Below are 26108 nucleotides of genomic sequence, written 5' to 3'. Positions count from 1 at the left end.
TCCTAAGGCCACCCTTTGTGGCCTTTTGCTATTTATTACTATTTTTCTTTTCTTCAAGCATCGCTTTCCAATGCATAATTTCTATCGGCAAAATTGGCGCCTCACCATCAAAACCAGCCACTTCAAGCATTTCTTCAACGCTCACAATCCCTGTCTTTTTACGAAAAACACCGCGCACATATGCAATAGCATGTAGCCCTCGAGCTGAGTGGAATTTTTGCTCAATGTAAAAATACTTATGGTCCCACCCCACTAAACGAGTCGTTACGGTAAATGATTCAAAAGGCTTTATATCTCGGATGTAAGTAATTGCAGTCGCATTTACAATGGGGAACCAGCGCCTCGCCATCATCGCTTTAAACAAGCCAATACGTTCAGTCATCCAAGTCCTTGCTAAGTCCATAAATGCTAAGTATCTAGAATTAGTTAAATGAAAATTAATATCGCAGTCGCTCGGTAACACTTTAAAGTGACACTCTATTGGCTCTAAAAGTGATTGATATTGCTTATTCTTTTTTATTTTCCAAAACATCAATAGAAGTCGAAAATATAGATTCATCTTAGTTGGTCCAACCAGTTTACTGTTGTGAGTGAGTTTAACATAGAACACTTACTGAACAACAAATACTTGCCATCTAAGGCGTGCTAAACTAATCTTCCAGTAAAGCCTAACGGATTGATCACAATGAAAAACAGTTACAACCTCCAAGCGCTTTTTGCTACTTTTTGCTTAGTATTTTCAAGTATGAGCATCGCCGATTTTGACTTACCAGGTGAGGGTACTTTACGTTATCCAACTGGGGTGGAAAAAGACTTCAAATTTGGCTTCGGTTGGCAAGCAAGCACACAGCAGTTTCGCATCGGCGACAAAAGTTATGAGATGTCAGAGCTGCCTGAGTCATATTCAATCGCCATCACTTTGAGTAAAGATGGCACTAAGATCTGGGTGCAGGAATTTAATAAAGGATTTATTGAAGGGTTTGAGTGGCAATTAGGTAAACACAAGTTGTCTCTAAAAAAACAAGACCTTAACAACAATGTCTTAGGTAATTACTTACTTACTTTTAATAAGCGAGACTACTTTTTAGCTCGCCCAAATGTCAGCGTTGAGGTGTCGTTTAATCAAGATGGCATTGATAGGGTAAAACTTGATGGAGTCACCAAAGATATGGGCATTAAGAATTAATGCCCAACTACTTGATACTATAAGTTTTAAACCTTTACAGTTTTACGGTTTATACCGTACTCCCTCAATTTATTTGCAACAGCTGTATGACTAAGGCCTAGACGTTTAGCTAATTGCCTTGAACTTGGGTATGCAGGGTATAGTTTTCTTAGCAATGTAGCCTCAAAGCGTTTTACAGCTTGCTCTAATGACCCTTCAAAGTCTGACTCTAAGTAACCTAAGTCATGAGTAAAGGTAGGCAACTGCATATGCTCAACTCGTAACTCTTGATCGTCCAACAAAGAAACCGCTCGATAAATTGAGTTTTCTAACTGGCGAACATTACCAGGCCATGGGTATTGCTCTAAAAACTCTAAGCATTCTTGTGACAACTTTGGTGCTGGGTGACCATTTTGCTGTGCATATTTTTGAATAAAATGTTCAGCTAATGGTCCTATATCTGCTTTTCTATCTCTCAGAGGTGCTATCTCTAAAGTCAGAACATTAATCCGATAATATAAGTCTTCTCTAAAGCTACCCTCTTGCACCATTGCGGGTAAATCTTTTTGCGTTGCGGCAACTATACGTACATTAACTTTAACTTCATTTTCATCGCCAACTTTACGAAAGGTCCCATCTTGTAAAAAGCGCAGTAGTTTAGTTTGTAACTGCTTAGACATTTCTCCGACTTCATCTAAGAATACCGTACCACCATCAGCTTGCTCTAAAACGCCTCGCTTGGGGGCTGCATTATCTTCATATCCTGCGTAGCCAAATAGCTCTGACTCTGCTACATCATCTGGCAATGAAGCACATGACAATGCAATAAATGGTTTTAGCGAGCGATTAGACGCATAGTGACACGCTCTGGCAAGTAGCTCTTTACCAGTCCCCGTTTCACCCGTAATTAAAATTGGTGCTTCAAGCTGAGCCATCTTACGTGCTTCACGCACCACCCTGCGCATTGCCGTACTGTGGTTATGAATCGTCGCAAAACTCTCTTGCCCATAGCGACGAAATGCACTGACCTGCTGTCCGAGTCTGCTTTGAGACTTAATGTTGATCACCGCACCAGCTAATACATCGTCTTCATTACCTTGAGGAACGGCTATCGGTAAAATATCAGCAATATAGTCTTCACCAGCCACTTCAACCCGCGTTGTTTGGCCAAGCACTTCTTTACCTTCTAGCCAGCGAGTAAAGTTAAAACCTTTTAGTAAATTATTAATATTAGAACCAATTATTTCTGATTCAAGGTGGTTTAAATCTTTGCACGCAGCATCATTGCAATGGCGAACCCAGCCTTTAGCATCAATAGAAATAACACCGTCAGGCAGCGCACTTAGCAATGTATATAGCTCATTATGCTCTCGCTCAGAAGGCAAAAATGCTGTCGTTCTAACATCTTCAACTCCATCAATAAGCCTAATCTCTGGCATTATTTTTTGAAATTGTTCAAATTCGATAGGGGGAAAACTAACGTACATACGACAATTTATTGAATCAACTTCAATACCTTTTAAATCCACTTGATAACTAACCAAGATGTTAAGTATTTCTTGGGCAATACCGATTCGGTCTGCACAATGAATTTCAAGACGCATTTGTTCCTCAAAAGGGGTAGCACAACTTAGGGCAATCATACTCTAAGAATAGCCACTGGACTAGAATAATGTAAACAATTTTGAACAAAATAGTTTTTATCTATAAAAAGACTTAATTTTGTATGCTTTAATGTGACACCCCTACTACTTTAAAAAGATGGCTAATACCATCGCGCTATATAAAATATTTTCGTTCAGTTTCTATAAATATAAATTTTTAAGCATAAAGCTCATAATAAATAACAATTCATCAGCTATTCTAAAATATCGTGGTGTAATAACTAATTGAATAAAAAGCATTGTTTTTAGAATAGATTACCATCATGATAGTAAGATAAGATCATCTTTAATAGACAAAATTAGGGGAAGTCAATATGCAAAAAAACCTGCCTTTTTTCCTTATAAGTCGCAGTATTACTATTGCTGCATGCCTTTTTCTATCGGCTTGCTCTGTTGAAGATGCGTATGAAACAGGCCCATCAGAGCAACAACAGCAAGAGCAAACACAGCAGCAAGAACAGCAAGAAAAAACACTGACCGTTGACATCACCCTAACTGAAACCACAGGTACACATGTTACTGAGGCGCAGGTATTCGTTGCCAACCAAGTATTTATTAGCAATGCTTTGGGTAACGTAACGATTAATAATTTACCTTTGGGTAACTACACTGTTCATGTCGTAAAACCTGGCTTTTTTACCAATACCTCCACCATTAGGGTATTACCTAACGCAACAACTCACTCTATTCGTATGACCGAAAAATCTCCCCAACAAGCAACATTAATTTTTGGTGGAGATACTATGTTTGGTCGGCGCTTCATGGACCCTAGTTTGACCACTATGTCCAATAACGTGCCAAATATTGATGATGCGCTTATCCAACCACAAACAGCCGCTTCAAGCGCTGTGAATATTGCAAAGTATCTCAAGCAACTATTTAGTAGTGCTGACTTTGCATCCGTCAATTTAGAGTCTCCTATTTTAGAAACCCCTACGAGTGTCCACCCAACTAAAGAGTTTGCATTTTTCTCGTTACCTGACACGCTTGCTGGTATACAGAGTATGGGTATTGATTATGTAGCATTAGGCAACAACCATGTATACGACTACCTTGAGCAAGGATTAAGCGATACATTGAATTATGTTAATAGCGCAGGACTTTTACACAGTGGAGCAGGCTTTGACAGCGTACAAGCATATGCACCACTTTATACTCAAGTGAATGGAACTTCGTTGGCTTTAGTCTCGGCTACTTCAATTACAGGAGAAGCAAACCCCATAGATTATATTGCTCAGGAAACTAAAGGAGGCGCTGCAGACCTTACCAATAACACACAGTTGAATGCAGCTTTGGTAGCTGCCAAAAGTAACAGTGATTATGTTATTGCACAAATGCACGGCGGCGATGAATACTCTTTTGCTCCAACAGGCTACATCCGCAACCGATTTGAATTTGTCGCGCGTCGTAATATTGATTTAGCCATAGCTCACCACCCACATGTAGCACAAGGGTTTGCTGTATTTGAAAATACCCCCGCAATTTTAGGTTTAGGTAATCTCATCTTTGATCAAAATCGATTAGAAACACTACTGGGCCTTGCTGTATCTGTAACAATTGATAAAACCCAAACTCCAGCGACACAATTTGCACGTGCCTACCCAATATACCTAGAAAACTATGAGCCTCGACTAGTAACAGGCTTTTTGAGTGACTATCTAGTGAGACGCATAGCTGAATTTTCTGACGATAATGTAACCATCATACCTCGTAACGGCTACGCAGATGTATACTTTTCAAATACTCAAATTACACCTCAGACCTTCACGAAAACTGTTACAGTGCCATCAGGGGTACACGTTGTAGATTTAAGGGAATATGCCCCCAGCAACGCATTTATATCGCAACTACACATTGACGAAAGTGCAGAGTTAACACTTGGTAGAGACTTAATGATTTTTGGTGACTTTGAAGACTGGGATAATGATGAAGAGTTTGGCGAGGTAGCCAGATGGGAATTAAGTGATGAAGATGTTTCTACTTGCATTAGCGGTGCCTATCAACATCAGCAAGGTGCTTGCCTATCCAGAACACAATTTGACAACACACCATTAACACTGACGTTTCGCGAGACCATTCGAACCATGCCCATCACGCCCGCAGATAATACGCTTTTGGCATATCATGACTTCACACTCTTCGGTTATGCTAAAGCAGATAATGCCGGAGACTTCAAAGCTAAGTTGAGCATTAGAACAGCCGAAGATGGACTTGAATTTAGTAATACCCGCACACCATTGATAAATGCTGGTAGTTACGACTGGCAAGCATTTTCATATCATTTTGAGCTTCCTGATGATAACCAAACATTAGGGCCAGAAAACTTACCAGCTCGCGGAGTTAATGTTGCCTTTACACACTCACCGCCAGAAACTGGAGAGGCAACACTTAGTTTAGATCAAATAGCGTTGGTTTCGTGGCAAAAGACCCTTAATATTGTTGATAATCACTGGCAGAATAATAAAATGCATGGGATGGATTTTCTCAAAATAAACGCAAGTAAACCTGTTACCCTAACAATGTCGTATAGCCACTTTTAACCATATAGAATTGGGCTCTGAATGCAGTTAAAACAACAATATTTCATTATTCGTAGTCACAAAGCATTTTGGTCACTGCTGACATTACTACTTATCACCCTTGTGTTACATGTTTTTGGCGTGCTGCAGAGCCTAAATACCCCATTTTTAAGTTTGTTTAACAAGTTAAATTCCGTACAGGCAACCAATGTAACCCTGATAGAAAGTGCTAACCTATATAGCGAGCACGACATCTTATTAACTAAAATCAATCAGCATAGACCCAAAGCCGTTATTATATTCTCCAATATATATTTACAACCCCAAGAGCATTTAAACAAAGATACATTTTACCCCCACCAAGACAGTCAACAATGCTTGCCTTCAATCGCTAATTGGGGGGGATACAATATAACTCTTAAAAACCTAAATTCAAGTAAGTGCATTGCTATTTGGCAGCGTATTTTTCCTGAGCAAACGAATGTGGGTAGCAAACTCATCAACTTTTCGTTAGCTCCCCATGCACTGCCAAAGTTTACCAGTGAACGAATTATTTCAGATGATATCTTGAGCGACCAATTAGAAAACAAAATTATCTTTATTACTCAACGCCCTAATGAATATATTCCGGCCATCTCAGCACCAAAATTAGATACTTACTTTAACCCTGCTTATCTGCATGCATATGTTGCGCACAGTTTGGACACAAACACACTGATTAACCCTCTCGATGTTCAATCGTCAACCCTACTACATCTGATTGCTATAGCAGCTTTAATCATTATTTATCAACGGTTCTCTATTAATCTAAGTCTAGTAATCGCATCTATACTAACTTTAATATGGATAACAGTAGGCTATTTCCTGTTTAAACTTCGGTTTATCCTAATACCTGTAGGAGAATTTATTTTTATTACATATGGGGTGCTATTTTGGATATTTTTTGCAAAAAAATGGGTTGAAGAAGATAATCTCCTTAATATCATTGGTAATATCCAGCAACGTATGTTGGGACGCTATTTACCGAAATCATTTATCAACCAAAGCGATCCTTGGGACCCTATTCTAATATTAGTGAAACAACAACTGGCATTAAAACGAAGTATTTTTTTTGCAAGGGAGGAAGGTGATCACCGACTAAAAGAAATACGTGCAACTAACTGTGAATTGTCACACATTCAGGAAATGAGACGCGATTACCAGCGCGCTCCTTACTCTGATGCAATAAAACAATTTGGTACGGTTAAAGTTACAAGACCCTTTTTTAAAAACTTACCTGAGTCCGAGAGCCAATATTTAGTACCCTTAATGTATGCAGGCGATGTTCGCGGCTTTTGGGCTATGACAGTTGAGCAAAATAATGCTTTTGATGAAGGGGCATTTACCCACAATGTAAATCAGTTTGCAAATCAAATTGGTGAACTATTATTTCATCACAACATATTTTTAACCCAACAAAAAAATGCCAATAATATTATCACTCGAGCTTTGACTTTAAATATTCAAAAACCTTTGAGCCAACGTGTTAAACACTCAATTAAAGAAATGGAACAAAAATTAATGACTCTTGAGCACGTATTTAATCAAGTTGGGTCCGCTTCTATTTTGTTTAACCTATTTGGCCATGTAATACAAACCAATCATGCTCTTGAAAATTTGGCCCAGAAACTGAATTTGGCGATATTTGATATCACCGCGCTTGACTTATTAAGCCTTGTGACCAATATGCCCATAGACACAGCTAAAGGAAAGCTACGGTTTGTTACTCTACATAAAGGAGAATTGCACTTGCCCGTTGAACTTCAAGATGAGGTTTATATTTTAGCAGTGCGAACTATTAATGCTTCGGACGTAAAAGACAGTTCTAACAACCCTTTTGAAATCGGCGGTATCTTATTCGAGTTCATTAATATTTCAGACTTAATCTGTCACTTAGATGACCCCAGTAAACTACTTCAACAGCTTACAGTGCACCAAGACAGCAGAGTCAGTCATTGATTGATTTAACATTAAATATATTTCCATCGGGCGGCGGGTTAGGGCAATCTGTAATAACCACCGTTTGGGTAGGTATTGCCGTTATTGGCTTTTTAAACTTACGCTTTGGCTTTCCTCTTACAGGACTTGTAGTACCCGGTTACATAGTCCCTTTGCTTATTGTATCTCCAACATCAGCCATTGTGATACTAGTAGAAGCTGTGATCGTTTATTTTGTAATGAAGGTCAGTGCCAAAACTCTCCTTGAACACTTCGGTTTTGCTGAAATGTTTGGCAGAGACCGTTTTTTTGCCATTATTCTTATCAGTATTTTGGTCCGTGTAACTATGGACACATTATTTTGGCCTCCTATCGCAGGTATTATGTCAACATGGGACATTTCCTTTGATTACGCCTCCCAATTATATAGCCTTGGACTGATAATCATCGCATTGACTGCTAATGTCATGTGGAACGGAGGCTTTAGATATGGTGTAAAAGTCACCGCAGTACAACTGACGATAACTTACATTATTGTACGCTTTGTTTTAATGCCATTTACCAACTTCAGTATTGCCAACCTTGCTATTATGTATGAAGCAGTGGCAGCATCAATCATCGCAGCGCCAAAAGCATACATTATTTTAGTCATAACTGCCTTTATCGCATCCAGAGCAAATATCAAATATGGCTGGGAATTTAATGGTATTTTGCTGCCTGCACTGCTAGCTTTGCAATTAATGCAGCCCAGCAAATTGCTTACTTCATTTATTGAAACTGCCATCATATTAATTATTGGTAGTGGTTTACTGCACTACACTAAACTACGTCATGCAAACTTTGAAGGGGCGAGGCTGCTATTGTTTTTCTTTAATATCGGCTTTATTTATAAGCTGCTGTTAAATTATGTCATTTTACAGTATTACCCGACAGTAAAAGTAACAGATACATTCGCATTTGGTTATATGCTGTCCACATTACTAGCACTAAAGATTTACCAAAAAAATGCACTTGGATTTGTGATAAGAGCCACTTTACAAACATCAGTAATCGGTGGTGGTATTGCTATCTCTATTGGCTTTATCATCATGTACATCCCCTCCCTGTTTAAAAATAATGGCATAAACGAAACGCAAAAACATATGCAGCAAGCAAGTCTCAGCCAAGCAATTACTCAATACAAGAGCCATTTATATACTGCTGCACCAGCACAAATGCAACTTGAGCAATTTAGGCAACAACAAGACATTGAAAAGTTCAAAGCTGCAATTGATGTTATTAGCCAATTAAAGATAGACGGCAGCCAATATCGTCATGCAGTGCAACATCTAAAATCACTAGACTTTACCGTTTCATCTGACACGCATTTTATATATATTCACGATACTCGTAAGCGCACTCCTAGAGGGTTATTTGTAATAACAAAAGAGCCTCATTCAAACTTAATTGTAACTGTACCTCACCCGTCATCAGAGCGCTTAGCGAGTGACGCAGCCGGATTACTACTTCCTCACTTAAAAGCAGGTGCTATGGTTTTAGGCACACAGAAAACACAATTTTTGAATGACGACTCTTTAAGCCAACAAAGTAAGTATTACTATGCTTTTATTGCTGCACTGGCATCTAACCAAGTGTTGCAAGTGCGAGCAATAAATAGCTTTAATACTCAGATACTCAGCGATAGCCCGTTCAAGCAAAAGTGCCAGTTTTGGATATACAACCAACTACCAAAGGCAGTCAAACAAACACAGCTTAGTAACCTATTAAACTGTGACAATATTACCTTTGGTCTCATAGCCCCTGAAAGCTTGCCCAATAGTCATACTAGAGGTCAGTTTTTAGAGGTTTTTCTCACATCTCAAAATTTTACGTCTCTCATTTCCAAAGTGACACTGGCTAATAATCGTTTAGATAAGGTTTCAATTGAAGTAAAAGAAGAAACGCCACAACAAGCCGTTGATAATTTTAACCCATTTATTAGTGCCAAAGGCAGTAATGACTTTAAGCTCCTCACAGACAGCGAAGCATCGTTATGGGAATTTGAAATACTTCGCCCTTTATTCATGCTTATTGATACACTCAGCGGTAATAACCTAAATCAAGATGTCTTAAACCGCTTAAATCAGGTCAATGATGTAGCACGTATTGTAGGTTATCAACTGAGTATTATAACCTCTGAACAGGGACACTTTTTAAAAATAGCGCCTATTGGAGAACCGCAGTATTATAAACAAGGGCAAGGCCTTTATCTGATTAATTTAAATCCTACTAGTGCCATCACTGTACAAGTACCTAGGCCTCTTTTTGAGAGTAATACCCTTAAATTTTCTGCTCAATTATATTCAAACATTCAGGGGAAAGTGCTGTTAGTCGCCGGCGCTCATCCATTTGCTGCACCACATGCTAATGTTGTAGCAGCAACCAATGTTAAAACGCTATTTAATGTCGTGCATCAAAGCACTCTCAGATATAACAGCCAGTACGGTATTGTGAACCTACAGATACGTAGCCACAGTACCCCCTCAAGAATACGCCCCAGCGCGCTTGCTTTTCAATTCACTCAAGCTGATAAAAATCATGCAGCAACATTAGAGCAATTATATACACAGCTTTCTAGGCTTGGTGTGCAGTACCAAATAGTCAGTGGAGAAGATACAACTCGAGGTTTGGAACTCGGGTCTTCTCCTCAAACTGGTTATCAAATTTTTGCCCCTAACAGCGAGTTAGCAACATTATGGCTTGCCTCTGACTTTAAGCAGCACTTTGCAATTTCTGAGCAAGCATTACTTGAACGACTCAGTGCTATATCAGAGCAGCCAAAACCTGTACTTCTTAGATTATCTACTTTGGCTCCTTATGATTGGTCTGAACTACCCCACACACAATCAGAAAAATAAAAAACCTAGCAAGTGATTATGCGCTTTCGCACCACTTGCCTTTGCTATCAAGTTACTGTTTAGAAGCCGCTGAATGTGCGTTACAGGTGATAAGGTTAGTCCCAAGTCATGAGCTTGCCTTGTTGATTAAACAACAGGATAAAATTGCCATGATTTACTTTCCACTGCGAAACAAGTTAGTTGATTACACTTCGTTTAAAGAGGCTATGATTAGAGGCGAGCATGTATTACGCTAAATTATTTTTCCAGCTGTGTGTTTGGTTAGCATTATTAGCATGCCTGATATGGTATGGCTTTCGGGCTTACATTTGGCTTAGTACTGCAGAACCTATCACACCAAACACCGCGCAAGAAACGCGTTCTAATGTACACTGGCTCGACCCTGAAAAACCATTAGTTTATACAGTATCTGCCTCACAAACTCTGTCCCTTAGAGTGTTAACCAATGCGATTTTTAAGCAATATTCTGCGTTAGAATTAACCTCTGAGTTAACAACAGATTATGCTATTGAATATACCCTGCTTAATGATTCTAATGAGGTGATCACAAAGCACATCTACCATCATGCATCAAAACTTGCACTGGACGCTGAGCAACAAAAAGTGAAGCAAATCATAGAAAATAAAACGTCGCTTGCAGTTTCATCTGGACAGTCATTTTATATAAAGCCAGAACAGCTAAAACAAGCCAGTCGCATAGCACTGCGTTTAATACCAGAAGATCAAAGCTTGGCTGGGGTCGTTGTGAGATTGCATGCAAAAATTAGCAATAGTGTTGATGATAAAAACAGAGCTTGGCTTAAATTACCCGTTCAATGGCGAGAACGTACAATCAACTATCATACCATCGGTGTGAATGCACTTTCAGAACAAGAGATGAATAACGCGGTCACTTTTGATTGGTTAAAATTAGCGCCTCAAGGGATCCCTGATATCGATTTTAAAACGGATACACTCTATGAAACTCTGCCTTATCATATTCTATCTTACGATTTTGAATCGCAGCACATCGCGCTAAACAAATTCTATACCTACCCAAATTTTAATGCCTCTTTTAGAATACTCGAAAAGAGCACTATCAGTGCCCATATTGAAGGGGAAATATCAAATTTGACTCTCACATGGATAGATTTAGCAAAAAAACTACCTCCCAAAATACTCACTATTGAACAAGCTGCTCCTAACCGTATTCGTGTTAACGATGTTGCCCCAGGTTTAATTATTATAAGTTCATCATCAGTCATTCAATCACGGTGGTGGCTCAATGACGACATGCCCGTATTGCCGCTTCATAGCTATTATTATGCCATTGATTCAAATCTACCTGCACACTTTAAAGTGACGCCAAATAGCGACTTAAGTATCGAGTTTAGAGGTAACAAGGGCGATAGCGCTAATATTGAAGTTTTTGACGAACAACAACGACATATCGTATCATTTGCGATTAAATTAGAAGGGCTAGAGTCAACGTTCGATAGAGCCATCGCCTCCGATACTCTGCGCTTGCCAATAACCGAAGCTGAACGTTTTTATGTACCACTACCTAGTAACGCACAAACCGTTTCAATAACCGGTCACTCAATAGGTGAACAATTAGTCGGAGTAAAACTTCAGGCCAGAATGCGCACTTTCAATTATCAACAACTACTGTGCCACTCAATTTGCAATTTAACTGTGAATGACTTTACGGAAGTTGGTGCATGGTTTTCTCAAAAAGCACATAACGATTTTGAATTTGCACAACAACAACGATTGATGAGCGTACGTATTTTTGAGTCTCCCCCAGAGCCACCACCTGAAATGTCTTTTTATACAGGCTATGACCTGTCTGAAAAGCTACCTCGTTCCAATGTAGCGTTAGTGCAAAATCAACCTAACTACTTTGATTTACAACAGCCATATGAGGATTATCAATTCAGGCCTGTAAGTATTGAAGACCTTAGCTTAGACAGCTTAGAACCAAGCCTCGCGGCTCGGTTTAGGTTAATTATAAAATCCCCTCAGGTTCCCTATTATACCGAATATAAACTGAGTGAGCTTAATAATAATCTATACGATGAAATACGCGCTAAACAGGCTGTTCTTTATAGCAATATTGGCAAGCAGCGCCATTGGCACAAACAACGGCTATTTATGCTTAAAAAAAGCACCCCTTTACGATTGGTATTTAGTCAGCGGCCACACTCTATCGTCCTTAAAACATATGCAACAACGTTGCTCGATGAACCATTACTGATAGATACCCAGTTATCTGGCAATATTGTCGAACATCTCACTGATGAGTATACAATAATGAAAAGGCGTTATGCATTAGTTGAGCAAAACCAGAATGATGCATTTATGCTTCATCCTTCGCGCAGTGTGCTTTATAGCTACCCAGCTATAACAATACCGATTAATAATGATGTAAAACAGCTACAAAGCATTACAATTGAATCAGAGCAGGATATTTGGCTTAGCATATTTGAACAAATTGATGAGCCACAACTAGACAGTGACTGGTGGCGCGATGAAATACATTAACCTTACGATGATGCTGCTAATAGTATTGCTGGCCAATTTTACCTGTGCACGCGCACCAAGCGAGGCCAATCAACAATTGTTTAAGGAAATGACTGACTGGTTTCATTCTCCACAAGCGATACCACCTTGGCAGTTTGAATCTTTAGATCAACAGGTTATGCTAGTGGCCAGCTCTACTTATCTTGGTGGCGGTAATGTATATAAGACCCCAAATAGACAACCTTGTATTGTGTCAGTACCCCATCGTTTTTATGATATTGACACTCTTACCATCGGTCAGGGTATTTATGCGCATGTATGTCAGGTATTACTCAGTAACACACAACACCGTAATGCAGATAGCCCTGATGGCGAAACAATGGACTTGGCTAAACGCCATCATAGCATTCATAATTCAGCAATACAGGCATACTATAGCATCAACCCAAATGCCAAAACTTTTCAGCTTCATGGCTTTAGCAATACAAAAAGAAAGTCAAAAATTGCGCAGCAAGCCGACATTATAATTAGCCAAGGTAAACAGTTTAATGAAGACGGAAAACGCCTTACACAGTGTTTAAATAAAGCCGGTTTTAAAACCTACCTCTATGGAAAATCAATATACGAACTTGGAGGCACAACCAATATTATTCATAAGCTCGGCATTACACCCTTTTCCTTTTTTCATTTAGAAATGAACCGAACTACACGTAAACAGTTGGTACAAAAACCCATATTACTAAGAAAAATAACACTATGCTTAAAGCACTTACTTTAACCTTTATTATTTTGGCATATTGCACTCAAGCAACTGCTTTTACAACGCCAATCCATAGCGCAATGCTTTGGCTCGACAGCATTGATAACAATCCCTTGCTGGTTGCGTCAAAAAAAGTAACGTTAAGTCCCCAGCAGCACCGCACCGCCTATGTTCCTGCGGGTGCGTGGGTAGATATAAGCAAAGATACGTTTACCACAACAAATATATGGCAAGGCCAAACACAAGCTGCTATGCGAAAGCTGACAGTAAATGATTTTATCTGTCAAACAAAACGTTGTCAGCTTCGCGCAATAAATACAACACAGCTTGTCAAGTTTAGTAATATAAGTGACGACACACAGCATTATGATATTTGGCTAGGTCAAACTCACGCGCACCGTTCACCTTTTCGACGAAGTTTAAAGTTATCTCTTCCCATAATTTGGCTATCGCAAGCTCAAATAAAAGAGCGTATGTACTTCTTAGCTCAAAACACACACACTACGCTATTTTTTGCACACGCAAAAAAATTAAAACTGACCGTAAGAAAAGATCTAGACCACCAGCTTGAGCAACGAAGTAGCGTAAGTGCTTGGCTTGGTACACACCCTATTAGCATACTAAATTTACCTAATGCTCAAGCAATAGAATATCCCGAACACAACATCAGCATTGCTAACACTGATTATATTGATGTGCCCAAAAATAGTTATCTGACAATAAAAAGTCATGGTAATGCATACATTAAGCTCGAGCAATTACACAGAGGGATCGTCGATACAGATGCCGCACTGAAGTACAAAGACAAATTATTTAATCCTTTTTGGGTAAATAACCTCGATCAGAGCTTTGCACAAATTTATCTACATAATAATTACGAAGCGCTTACTCAATTTGACTTTGCAAATGCATCAGATCTTGAGAAAAAACGTTACCAAAACCTATTAAGTACTATTTCAACACCTCGTTCATTGATACCGACACACAATGGAAGTTCTATGTCGTCTAACCTATTTACACAAAAAATTAATTTAGGTGTACGTACTGCTAATAACCAGCTTTACCCCATTCAAAGCACTGATGATGTGCTAGTCCACTCTTTAGATACAGCGCTAACATTCAATTGGTCACACTTAACACGGATACGTCACTTTATAACTTTGCTGGTTCGAACAGATAAACAAACCCAACTTGTCGTGACAACAGGTAAACAGCAGCATGTTATTGCACTTAATCAAAGTAACTATCTAAACCGAATCCTTTTACCCGTCCCTCTTAACAGTAAACAGTTACACATACAAAAAAACCATAATGCACAAGTCGACATTGCCCTCAAAGCCGATGATTTACTTACATACCCCAATAATGAACTGCTATTTGGACAACCAAGTCTATTGCAGCAAAAATCGCCCGCACTCATGCAACATTTTTTAAATCAAAGAAAGATTGAATCACTAAGCTATATTAATAGGCTTAAGACTTATAAGAATAAGATACTGACCAACGCTAATACGACAGCTGTACATAATAAACAGCTCAAATTAGTGAACGAACAACGTATGCTAGGTGAAGCATTACATTTTATTGACTCACAGCCAGAAAAAGCGCTGCCGCTATTAAAAAAGTTGGTTTCTAGTACATTCATAACAATTAGGCATCGTGCTTGGCCACTGAGGATAAATACACTAAATAAACTCAAACAATATTTACTCAGCCAAAGTTATTTGGAAGGGCTGCTTCGCTCTGATGACTTAATACTGAAAGAATACGCAGCACACACCCTCTTTGACACATACACACAAGCACAAAGTGATCATCAACTACTGGGCTTATGTGCTTATGCAGGGTCATTCCTCAGTACATGCAACGAGCAAACAGCTTCAATATTGCTTTCTCAAAAGAAGTACCTGCAAACCCTTTGGCAATTGCACGACCAACCGAATACAATTCACAAAAAAGCTGTTTCATTTCAAGCACTACAATACCAGATATTCGGTCAAACTCACCTTCAGCCAAAAGAGCACTACTTTTTAGAGCACCATGGGGTGACAACGGTTAAATCAGACAATACCTTATATGCACAGTATTTAGTGTCTCCCGATCACCCGTTAACGCTAACAGCAAAACAAGACTTAACCATAGAGATCCGTTCTAGAGTCAACTGGCACAGTCAAAATACACACCATACCGAGTGGTTGTACCTTAATACTCAAGATAGAAAATTCACCAGCCCTATCTTTGCCGATATTGCATCCAGCACATTTTTATACGATCAGAACACTCGCCTTTGTGTAGCAAGCAATCGCATTATTACGTTGAGAAAAGGCCATCAGTTAAAGTTAAGTAGTAGCTCAGAAACATACCTTAGCTTAAACTTATTACCCGATGACTCTGCCACGTTAAATACGAATACTCAACTGTACCCTAACAAATCACTGTTAGCGCTTATTAACAGTCCTGATATTTCATTAGCGACTTTACTGACTAATGCACTTTGGCAACTTGAGATGCAACGCGTATCTGAGCACGAATTTACGATGCTTTTTGCGCGCTTAACAAACGAGGAAATACCAGAATCATTAGACTTGTTGTATAAAAAAGTACAACGCTTTGGTGATTGGCAAGCAAGTAAAGACTATGTAACTTATGCTGGTACGAAATTGATTGATTTAGCGCCTTTGTTAAAACGCAGCTTAACAGAGCAAATCAGCTTTCATGCCAGTTCCAACCCTAGCTTAGACGGTGTTACTTTAAGGGCTAACCACACGTTAACGTTAGATATCGGTGAGTTGTCCGAGTCCCCTTTAAAGGTACAATTTAACTTTTCAAATGCAGACTGGTCCCCCTCTGAACATGCCAACATTTCAATAGAGGCAGGAGATAAACACGTATTATGGCCCGTAGAGCCAGGTCCAACTATTGACTATGCGCTTAAAATGCAAGACCAAGTAAATCGTTTTATTTCCCTGCGCTGGTTAAACCCTTACATTGCCCAAATAGTTACTGTACGCTTACTCAGCCACCAAGGAGGTAAATGGGTCAATATTCCACTGGATACCAAACAGCTTTTTTACAGTGCAAATAATGAGTACCCTATAACATTAAAAATAAAACGCGATCAGCTCTTAAAAATTGAGTCAATTAAAGACAATAAACGTGTACAACGCACCCTCTTTCATCCTTCTGGCACCGTCACCTTACCTGATAGTTACGCACAGTATACACGAGTGTTTCATTGGCGTTTAAAGCCAACTCATACCAAATTAGCAATTTTTAACCCCGTTCAACCCATTATCACTAAACAACCCAAACCACAGCATAATGACAATCAAACGGTGTTTTTCAACAATGCTCCTTCGTTTGATGAAAACTCAACGCATACTGAAGCCTTCATGCGCTATGGACGCTCAAATTTAGTTGAAATAAACGAGTCTCTTAACCCAGATCATACGCTAGATTTAGGTATCCGAGTGCGCAACAAAGACAAACAACATTGGTATCGCCTTGAAGGTGCTGTTTCTATGAATAGCAACAACTATGATACGCTTTCTCTTAATGCTATCCACAATTGGCAAGATAACGATAGTCACTGGTTTAGTGAAGCTGCATTGTTCAATCGCTGGCAAGGTGGCCGTGCCAAAACGCAAAGCCAATATGCAGGATTAGCCAGGCTACGAATAGGTGAAATTTGGCGTAATAACACGACCCATAGACACCAATGGTGGTGGCAACCGTTTTATTACTATACAAGTGTAGACACACAAACCTTTATTGATGACTCTAAAATAAACCCTCAAATATTTGGTTTTTATCGTCAAGACCACATGCATGGCTGGCAAGCTGAGTATAAGTATCGTTATCAGCCTTGGGTAGATAACCAAATAAGCTTTGTTTCAGGCACCATCTCTAATCAAGACTGGCAAACCCTAGATAGCATATATTTCAGCTCAACTATGGAGCAGTTTTATCAAGGTCACATTTTTGCTGCTCAATTGCAAAGTAGATACAAATTTGCCGATGAAGATCGACCTAATGACACTTGGCAATATCTCACAAAATTTAGCTGGCAGACCCTATTTACGTTTACCGACACCACTGCAGGTTGGCTGGCTTTGAGCTGGACAAAAGATTGGTTTAACGTGCAAAGTTCGCTCAGCCTTGAGGTTAGGTTGGGCAATTTGCAAACGACTGGGTTTGCAACTTTTGCACATGATGAGATTTTGTTTGAATCGTTACAACTATCCTCATTTATAGAGCAAAGCGCATATGACAACCAATAGATTAAAAACCCAATTAGAACAGTTGCTCTTTGCTGATATTGAACGCTTTTGGCTCAATTTATACCATCACAAATATAGTGTATTAGTCGATGAACTAAGTAATTGGGAGCTGATTAAAAACAAACCAGAGCATGAGGAGCAAGTTGATTGGTTACAACTTCAAACAATCGCCTTTTTGCGCTATAAAATAGAACAATTACATGATTCATTACGCCAATTACAAATTGGGCACAATAATTTTGTTGAGCGCTTTGCAAAAGCCGACTTTAAAGCAGAGAAAGAGCTGCATATTTTGACGTACGCGAAGCAATTAGGTGCAAAGGGAAAACAGTTAAAAGCAGATAAAGAGGCATTTTCAAGGTGGTTTGATGAAGGTGCTGTCATTGCTCGCTATCAAGATAGAGTCTCGGATATAGAGCAAAGCCTGAAGTTTTTAATAAGTAAACTAGGGTCTATGACTCGCACTTATTTAAAAAGTAATGAAGCAACCTTAATAGACACATGGAAAAAGCTCGACTTACAGCCATTCTTCTTATCTTTACTTGATGCGAGTAATAATTCTCATGTTCGTCATGGCATGATACGCGCTTTGGTCAACCAGGTTTCTATAATTACCGAAGCCAACGTTGATCCAGACTTAAACTCTGAATTGGTTGCCAAACTTGTTGAGCAGCTTGAAAGCGCCGACACGCCCTATTTGGCTGTGATAGATATTTGCGAAATTTTGATTCACCAACGCCCAACATTTATACGTAGTTATATCTGGGCCGAACTTGATGAGTCAATCAGTATGTACAGCGATAAACCTAAAAACAACAACATGCTGTTTATCATCAGCGCCTTTGCAAAAATAATTTGTAAGCAGTACACCATAAATCAATCTGATGAGCGTTTATTACAGACACTCAGTGCACACCCTTACCCTAGAGTGCGCCAAGCTTTAATTGAGCAAACGGCCAATATGCCCTATGAATTTGTCACATCACTGCTGCTTAGTCGATTTGACAAGGAGTCGTGTGATGCCATTAAATTTACACTCATTAAACAACTTTCAGCCACGCGCTTTTGTGAGTCTGATTTCGCCTTCAAGCTATGGGAAAAAACAATCTGCAGTTCACAAGCTACGCAATTAAAGCGTATTGCACTAGAACTCAGCGCACGAATTATGCTCAATATGCAATTATATAGCGACGAGTATGATAGTGTATTTAAACGTTTTATCGACACACTTAATATCGCGCTGTGTAACGAGCATAGCATCGCCATAAAACGCGTAATCACCAGAACCAGAGAGCAGCTCGCAAGCTTTTACCAACAGTCATTAATTTCTGCAATTGATGAGCAAGCAAATATGCATAACACGGTGGTACTGCCAGCCACTGTTTCACAAGACACTCTTGGTCGCGTGTTAAGCTTTAAAGCTCAGCAACAGCTTGGTTTCAATGGGCGAATAAAAGGCAAACATTGGCATATATTAAAAGGTTACAAGTTTGGCTATCGATTTTGGCGCATTTGGCATGAGTTTTTTAGCCCCAGTACCGATAAAAGACCGAGCTTCAACCACACCACGGCAAAAAAACCAAGTGCCCAATTACATGTTCCCAGTTGCACGGTTGCAGAGATCAGTGAAACTAATGTGCCTGGTGAAGCTTTATACCATTTAAAGGAGCTGAGCAGTCGACCTCATTTACCACTGTTAGATTATTTATTGTCTGTTTTGAGCCATGACAATTTACCCTCCCCTACAAGTAGCTATACCCCTGATGGTATATTGGAAACCATAAAGCCCAATAGCCTATGGCAACGTGCTCATGCCTATTGGTATATCTCCTTGAATTTCAATACACTCGACGGGCTTAGAAAAGGTAAAAAATTAGAGCAACAGAATTACCTTAAAAAATTAGAAAAGCTGGGGTTTAGCTTCAAATTTAAAGCCTATGGGCAAATAGAAAATGCCGTTTTTCCTGTTGAACCCACAATTAAAAAGCTGTTTGAAAGAACCAATCTCGCTATCCCACTGTTCAACGTCTGGCTAAGCTTTAGAGAGTATATTTACTCTATATACCAAAATACATTACCCCAACTGGTCTTTTTTACGACGGGCTTTATTGCCTATTTTTGGGGCCGACACATTTATATTAGTAAAAAAATTAATGATAACCGTAACGCCATTCCAGTCAGTATTGGCGGTTGGGGAACCCGAGGAAAATCAGGTACAGAACGTCTAAAATCAGCATTATTTAGCAGTTTAGCATTGCGAGTCATTACCAAAACTACCGGATGTGAAGCGATGATGATTTACACCAAGAGCTCTGGTGAACAATTTGAAATCCCCATTTATCGGCCTTTCGACAAAGCCAGTATTTGGGAGCAAAATGATATCCTCACTTTCGCACGTAATGTTAAAGCAGATATATTCTTATGGGAATGTATGGGATTAACGCCTAGATACGTAAAAATACTACGACGCTGGATGAGAGATAACTTCGCAACTATCACTAATGCTTACCCTGACCATGAAGATATTCTTGGTCCAACGGGACTCGATGTGGCACGAGAAATGTCTGCATTTATTGGTAAAAATACACAAGTATTTACCTCTGAACAAACCATGTACTCTGTACTTGACCAAAATGCAGTAGCAAATAACTCAACACTTATTCAAGTTCACTGGGGAGATGGCTTTCAAATCCCACCTGATATTCGTGCGCTATACCCCTATGATGAACATCCAGATAATATCGCTTTAGTGGCAAAAATGGCACAATATATCGGCATTGATAAAGACATCGTTTATAAAGAAACTGCAGAGCGGATTATACCGGATGTGGGCGTTTTACAACACTTTCCCGGATCACTTTTAGGTACTATAAAACAGTCATTTATCAATAGTATGTCTGCCAATGAGCGCTTAGCGACATTGGACAATTGGCAACGTTTAAATCTCGATGAAAAAAATAATTTACCTTACATACAAACTATTGCACTAATAAACAACCGCAATGACCGTGTTGCTCGCTCTAAAGTATTTGCACACATTCTTATTGACGACTTAACGTTTGACTACGTTGTAATTATTGGCTCCAACGTCGATGGTTTTTTTGCATACGCAAAACAAGTTTTAGAGGACCGTTTGATACGTATTGCAAACAATCATGATGTCGCTGATTTAGCCCAATTATTGAGTCAATTTAAACTTTGTCAAAGTATTGAACAATGGCTGGTAAAAGCAAATGTGAGCTTAACTGATCATCCCCTAGCACTGGTGGATGTATCTGATCAAGAGACATTAAAAAAAGCATTAGACTTACGCTTAAGCGAGCAACCTGAGCAAAAAGACTTGCTAATGCAACACTTTATACAATTTAATCAATGCAAGCTTTTATTTGATTTAAACAAAGAAGACATTACCTTAGAAGCGCTCTCACCGCTCATCGAATTGTTTTCACAAAAATGCATCATCTTGGACAACCCAAATATCAGTCCTGATGCATTAACACTAAAAATTGCTGCACTAGCATGTCATAACTACGAGCAACTCATTGTGGGTATGCAAAACATCAAAGGCACCGGCTTAGACTATGTATATGCTTGGCAAAAATTTAACCGCACCCTTAACACTTGCGATAAATTATTAAGCGACCAAGTGCATTCATCAGATTTTAAAGCCTTGCTGTTACAACTTGCTCAAAATGCAAAGTTCGGCCTCATAGAAGTTGATTACCTTGAGCAGGCGCTTGATAGAATAGCGGCACATCCATTTGCGCAAAATGAGTTTAGTCAAGCTGAAATCACACATATAAAAGACAAGCTTAAGCGCACTAAAGTGCAGGCATATGAGGCGCAAAATGCCACGAAAAACTCAGGTTTTAGAGCAGTACTGTTGAATCTAGTCAATTCTTTTCTAGATGCTGGGGCAACAGTAAAACGCAAAAAAACTGCACAACAAGTGTATACTGATATCGCAAACCAGCGCATCACCATAGAAAAGGCGATTACAGTATTAACTCAGCTCAACCGCTCATAGTAATAAATATGGTTCTCATTAACCATAAAAACACATACTAAAGGGTTAGAAAAAGTGCCGTAATTTAAATTTCGCCTAGTTAGATCGTCTGTTTTTTATTCTTGCCATTGATCTAAACCTCAAAAAATACGAATATATGATTAGTAAATGTAAAATTTTGACATCGGAGTTAGTTACTTTTGAGTCGTAGGAGTCTAAATATGAAATTACATCACTTGCTTGGTGTGGCATCTGTTCTGTCGGTAGGCAGCACATTTGCAAATAACTTAGTGACCAATGGGTCATTTGAACAGGATGTTGTTTCACAAAAATGGACTTTACTTAATTCTGTAACTGGCTGGCAACGTGATGGCGCACAGTTTGAGATTCAAACCAATTCTTTAAATATTATTGCTGCGCAAGATGGTAATCAATATATTGAGCTTGATTCAACCGCTAACTACAGCATGATGCAAAATATCACCACAAGCCCAAATCAAAGCTATGTACTGAGTTTTTATTATTCTCCAAGAGTTGAAGGTAATAGCGATACCAACCAAGCCAAGGTTTTTTGGAATGGTGATGAAGTTGCTAATTTAAACGCAACTCAACGAGGATGGCAACATTATAGCATTAATGTTAAAGCCAGTTCTGAAACTACAGAATTAAAGTTTACTGGGACTGGTGAGTCAAACTCATATGGGGCGTTTATAGATAACGTTTCTGTCACGGGCACTGTTGCTCGTACCTGCTCTGGTGGCCTATTTGGTATTAACGATTATGGTTCAGAGCAAGTAGGTTATGTTTATTACTTTGACCTTAATGCAGTAAATTACAGCATACTCACAGGGCTATCTCATACTGCGTCAAATATAGCCAGCAAAGAGGGCACTCTGTACTTTATGGAGCAACAAGACAAAGCGACTAAAGCATCAAAGCTTTGGACCTATGACCTTGATACCAATAGCGAAGTCGCCGCTGCGGATACAACATCGTACCCAATTTATCGCTCAGTCGTTACCCCTGATGGTCAATCGCTACGCTCTACAAGTAAAACATACATGTATGATTTCGATTTACTGACCGGTAATAAGTCCGTTCTTGGTAAATTAACGTTTGCAGGTGAAGACTTTAAGCATGGAGATATTGCATACTCAGCCGATAATAACGTTCTTTACGTATTAACAGGTCAGGCGCTATATACTTTGGATGAAGCGAACATGAGTTTAGATCTAATTGGTACCCATGGATTACAGTGGGCATCAGGCATTGCAATAGCAAACAATGGGACCATTTATGTTTCCGCACGAAATAGCTCAGAAAATGCCAAAATTTACACACTTAATCCCAGCACAGCTGAAGCGAGCTATGTTATGGATGGTCCTGCACATATTAACGACTTAACCTTCGTAGATAACTACTGTAGTGAATAAACGGGCATAGCCAATACTAGGCTATGCTATCAATATTGGGGCTTGCTTTTGCAGGCCCTAAATACATTAACATTAAAAAATTTAACAATTAATAAACTACCTTTTACAACGACTGTAACCTTAAGCACGCTCTAGGGCTGTTGATCTTTACTGTGAGTTGCAGCAGTCATTCGGGTATCTCCCCAAAGCAGAACCTGCATCCATTATGATTCTATGTAAGCTAGGTGATAACGTAGCAAAAATGTCCGAATGGCGTTGGCCAAAGGCTTCCACTAGTTTGTCATTCGCAACTGATATAAACTATTATGCTGCATTGCTCACTTAGCGTAATGACAGCCTTTGATTTGAAAAAACTCATACCTCAAAATTCAACTCGCCCTAGATAAGCACACTTGCCCAATGATTTATCCAATAGATAACATGCTATATTCACATAGAAAACATACCTATACTCTCACATAACAGCTTTTTGATGGTGCTACCTAAATACACAAATGAATACAATATAAAATATATCTAAAGTACATTTTTGCAACAAATTTAATGCTATTTACCGAGTTACACTTCCCCAATCTCTTTCATCTGGTTATACTGACGCGTTTTTAATGCATAGTTAGTCGCGCGATTTGCGCTCAATACTGCGTAATTACTTACATTGGCCACCCGTTCAAATTACATAACTATTTGCACGTAATGATTATTATAAGGCCTCACAACACATTTGATTTAATTAGGAAGTACATATGAGTTCATCTTCAAATGGGGGCTTTTTCGGTCACCCAAAAGGACTTTCGACTCTATTTTTCACTGAGATGTGGGAAAGAATGAGTTACTACGGCATGCGAGCTTTACTTGTTTTATTTATGACAGCAAGCTTACAAGAAGAAGGTCTCGGTTTCACAGTTGCATCCGCTGCAGCCATATACGGTTTGTATACTGGCGCTGTGTACTTTTTAGGCTTACCTGGAGGTTGGCTTGCTGACCGTTTATTTGGTGGTCAAAAAGCGGTTTGGTATGGCGGCATCATTATCATGATAGGTCATATTATTTTAGCCGTACCACACGATTATTCATTCTTTATTGGTTTAATTTTTGTTGCCTCAGGTACTGGTTTGTTAAAACCAAATATTAGTGCCATGGTGGGGCAATTATACTCAAGTGAAGACGAGCGTCGCGATAGTGGCTATGCCATTTACTATATGGGTATCAATCTAGGTTCCATCATAGGTTACTATGTTTGTGGCTACTTTATGGAAAATGTAGGCTGGCATTGGGCATTTGGCGCTGCGGCTGTAGGTATGGGTATTGGTCTAATTCAATATTACCTAACAACTAAACACCTACCAAGCCATAGCGCAGCACCTGCCAACCCATTAACACCAAAGGGGATTAAAAACACTTGGTTTGGTATTGCTGCCTTTGTTGCCACTACTGCTGCGGTCGTTATTGCCGCAACTACGGGGATGATTACCATCAACCCCGTCGTGATTGCAAAATATGTTGCCGTCGCATTTACTCTCATTTTCTTCATCTATTTTGGCATGATTTATTTTAAGGGTAAGTTAAACGAAGACGAAAAACGCCGTATGTGGGCTTTATTTCTAGTTTGTGTGGCCTCAGCATGTTTTTGGTCTGGTTTTGAACAAGCTGGTTCATCACTCAATCTATTTGCTCGTGACTATACTGACCGCCTAGTCGGCAGTTTTGAAATCCCAACTGCATGGTTCCAATCACTTAACGCGATTTTTATCATCGTGTTATCGCCATTTTTTGCAGCACTTTGGATCAACCTGTCTAAAAAAATGATCTCTCCATCTTACAGCGTAAAGTGTGCGCTTGGTCTTATCATAATGGCATCAGGTTTCTTAGTGATGTTTATGGCCGCACATTATGCTGCTGAAGGCCTCAAGGTTGCACCGTATTGGCTAGTCACAACATACTTTCTACACACAGTTGGTGAGCTTTGCTTAAGCCCTGTAGCCCTCAGTGCAGTAAGCCGTTTATCACCACAGCGTTTTTCAGGTCAAATGATGGGCGTATTCGTATTAACCTACTCGATTGGTAATATCATCGCAGGATTATTGGCCGGTGGCTTCGATCCAAACAAAGTAGAAGAAATCCCAGCGCTATACTTACAAATCTCTTTATTTAGTATTGGTATTGGTATCATCTTGGTACTGTTGAGCTTCAAAGCTAAGTTTTGGGAAAAACGAGGCCTAACAGCCACAACCACCGCTTAAATAAAAGCGATATTAAAAAAGAGCAAGGCAAGTATACCTTGCTCTTTTTGCCTAAAGAGCTTCAGCTCAGGATAAGCGAATTTGCTCCATAAAACTATTTAGCCCCCTATCTGCATTGTTTTCACTTGTATTAGCCTGCTATAACTGCATAAAGCGGCCATGATATTGAACAAACTGTCATCATTAGATGGTTGATAATATGCGTTATACCAATTGCATTAAATAAATGGCCTAGTAACCAAACAAAATTCCGGTATGTCGTTTTCAACATAAGTCACTTTTAACAACGCTAATGGGTCATTTAGCTCCTAGAATCATCAATGTTTTAGTAAAATTGATATAATTACGTATTTAGCTATTTCAAAACTCTTATCCACACCTAAAGTTCGATAGTCGCCTAGCATGAACCGACACAGTAAAATGTAAACCTTACTATACAAATGCAATAGTAAATTTGAATACTATCTGGTTTATCATTTCATAGAAAAACAAAACTAAATCATTGAATATATTGATTTTAACATTCATTATTGAGGCTAGCTCTAGGTGCTTTTCTTTAAATTAAACCTATCAAACCTTAAATAGGTACCACTTTAAACTCTTTGTCTCATTAAATTTACATAGCAGCACTTATCTAAATATCTTCTCTCTCTTCCCCTATTACA

At 39.1% G+C, this 26108-nt stretch carries 12 protein-coding genes; 10 read left to right on the top strand and 2 right to left on the bottom strand.

Annotated elements, in window-relative coordinates; all coding sequences use genetic code 11:
• Positions 1–28: 28 nt before the first annotated feature.
• Entirely contained in the window at positions 29–559 is a 531-nt protein-coding gene (locus SANK73390_RS09035) for a thioesterase family protein (RefSeq protein ID WP_462765578.1), read from the bottom strand.
• Between the two features lie 126 nt (positions 560–685).
• Here SANK73390_RS09035 and SANK73390_RS09030 point away from each other — a divergent pair, with 126 nt between their 5' ends.
• Positions 686–1186 (top strand): hypothetical protein, encoded by a 501-nt coding sequence (locus SANK73390_RS09030; protein WP_261594360.1) that lies wholly within the window; start codon positions 686–688, stop codon positions 1184–1186.
• A gap of 26 nt (positions 1187–1212) precedes the next feature.
• Here the strand turns inward: SANK73390_RS09030 and tyrR are convergent, their stop codons facing one another.
• The gene (gene tyrR, locus SANK73390_RS09025; protein WP_462765576.1) at positions 1213–2769 is read right to left on the bottom strand and encodes a transcriptional regulator TyrR; all 1557 of its coding nucleotides are present in this window, start codon (positions 2767–2769) and stop codon (positions 1213–1215) included.
• Between the two features lie 374 nt (positions 2770–3143).
• Between tyrR and SANK73390_RS09020 the strand changes: the two genes are divergently transcribed.
• The 9 genes from SANK73390_RS09020 (at position 3144) to SANK73390_RS08980 (ending at position 25443) form a co-directional block, all read left to right on the top strand.
• Positions 3144–5369: a CapA family protein gene (locus SANK73390_RS09020; RefSeq protein ID WP_462765574.1), complete on the top strand. Its 2226-nt coding sequence runs from the start codon at positions 3144–3146 to the stop codon at positions 5367–5369.
• 21 nt (positions 5370–5390) lie between these two features.
• Positions 5391–7346: a hypothetical protein gene (locus SANK73390_RS09015; RefSeq protein ID WP_462765572.1), complete on the top strand. Its 1956-nt coding sequence runs from the start codon at positions 5391–5393 to the stop codon at positions 7344–7346.
• The gene (locus SANK73390_RS09010) at positions 7343–10222 is read left to right on the top strand and encodes a poly-gamma-glutamate biosynthesis protein PgsC/CapC (RefSeq protein WP_462765570.1); all 2880 of its coding nucleotides are present in this window, start codon (positions 7343–7345) and stop codon (positions 10220–10222) included. The genes SANK73390_RS09015 and SANK73390_RS09010 overlap by 4 nt, the downstream gene beginning before the upstream one ends.
• Before the next feature lie 222 nt (positions 10223–10444).
• Positions 10445–12745 carry a hypothetical protein gene (locus SANK73390_RS09005; RefSeq protein ID WP_462765568.1) on the top strand — a complete coding sequence of 767 codons (2301 nt, stop codon included), beginning with the start codon at positions 10445–10447 and terminating at the stop codon, positions 12743–12745.
• Complete coding sequence (locus SANK73390_RS09000; RefSeq protein ID WP_462765566.1) at positions 12732–13502, top strand: hypothetical protein; 771 nt, start codon at positions 12732–12734, stop codon at positions 13500–13502. Before SANK73390_RS09005 ends, SANK73390_RS09000 begins: the two co-directional genes overlap by 14 nt.
• On the top strand, positions 13481–17764 hold the full coding sequence (locus SANK73390_RS08995) for a hypothetical protein (RefSeq protein ID WP_462765565.1): 4284 nt from the start codon (positions 13481–13483) through the stop codon (positions 17762–17764). The genes SANK73390_RS09000 and SANK73390_RS08995 overlap by 22 nt, the downstream gene beginning before the upstream one ends.
• Positions 17751–21791, top strand: a complete 4041-nt coding sequence (locus SANK73390_RS08990) for a poly-gamma-glutamate synthase PgsB (protein WP_462765563.1) — start codon at positions 17751–17753, stop codon at positions 21789–21791. The genes SANK73390_RS08995 and SANK73390_RS08990 overlap by 14 nt, the downstream gene beginning before the upstream one ends.
• Before the next feature lie 200 nt (positions 21792–21991).
• Positions 21992–23203 (top strand): DUF642 domain-containing protein, encoded by a 1212-nt coding sequence (locus SANK73390_RS08985; RefSeq protein WP_462765562.1) that lies wholly within the window; start codon positions 21992–21994, stop codon positions 23201–23203.
• A gap of 743 nt (positions 23204–23946) precedes the next feature.
• Entirely contained in the window at positions 23947–25443 is a 1497-nt protein-coding gene (locus SANK73390_RS08980; protein WP_462765560.1) for a peptide MFS transporter, read from the top strand.
• Positions 25444–26108: the final 665 nt, after the last annotated feature.

It is taken from the genome of Pseudoalteromonas sp. SANK 73390, assembly GCF_054966645.1.
Note: the sequence above shows the minus strand (reverse complement) of the source record. Positions and strands in the feature narration are given on the sequence as shown.

What these genes read in the sequence shown, in the direction of transcription:
- SANK73390_RS08995 (WP_462765565.1), top strand. Translation starts at nt 13,481, where the DNA reads ATGCTTAAAGCACTTACTTTAACCTTTATTATTTTGGCATATTGCACT.
- SANK73390_RS09000 (WP_462765566.1), top strand. Translation starts at nt 12,732, where the DNA reads ATGAAATACATTAACCTTACGATGATGCTGCTAATAGTATTGCTGGCC.
- SANK73390_RS08990 (WP_462765563.1), top strand. Translation starts at nt 17,751, where the DNA reads ATGACAACCAATAGATTAAAAACCCAATTAGAACAGTTGCTCTTTGCT.
- SANK73390_RS09035 (WP_462765578.1), bottom strand. Translation starts at nt 559, where the DNA reads ATGAATCTATATTTTCGACTTCTATTGATGTTTTGGAAAATAAAAAAG.
- SANK73390_RS08985 (WP_462765562.1), top strand. Translation starts at nt 21,992, where the DNA reads ATGAAATTACATCACTTGCTTGGTGTGGCATCTGTTCTGTCGGTAGGC.
- SANK73390_RS09020 (WP_462765574.1), top strand. Translation starts at nt 3,144, where the DNA reads ATGCAAAAAAACCTGCCTTTTTTCCTTATAAGTCGCAGTATTACTATT.
- SANK73390_RS09030 (WP_261594360.1), top strand. Translation starts at nt 686, where the DNA reads ATGAAAAACAGTTACAACCTCCAAGCGCTTTTTGCTACTTTTTGCTTA.
- SANK73390_RS09005 (WP_462765568.1), top strand. Translation starts at nt 10,445, where the DNA reads ATGTATTACGCTAAATTATTTTTCCAGCTGTGTGTTTGGTTAGCATTA.
- SANK73390_RS08980 (WP_462765560.1), top strand. Translation starts at nt 23,947, where the DNA reads ATGAGTTCATCTTCAAATGGGGGCTTTTTCGGTCACCCAAAAGGACTT.
- SANK73390_RS09015 (WP_462765572.1), top strand. Translation starts at nt 5,391, where the DNA reads ATGCAGTTAAAACAACAATATTTCATTATTCGTAGTCACAAAGCATTT.
- tyrR (WP_462765576.1), bottom strand. Translation starts at nt 2,769, where the DNA reads ATGCGTCTTGAAATTCATTGTGCAGACCGAATCGGTATTGCCCAAGAA.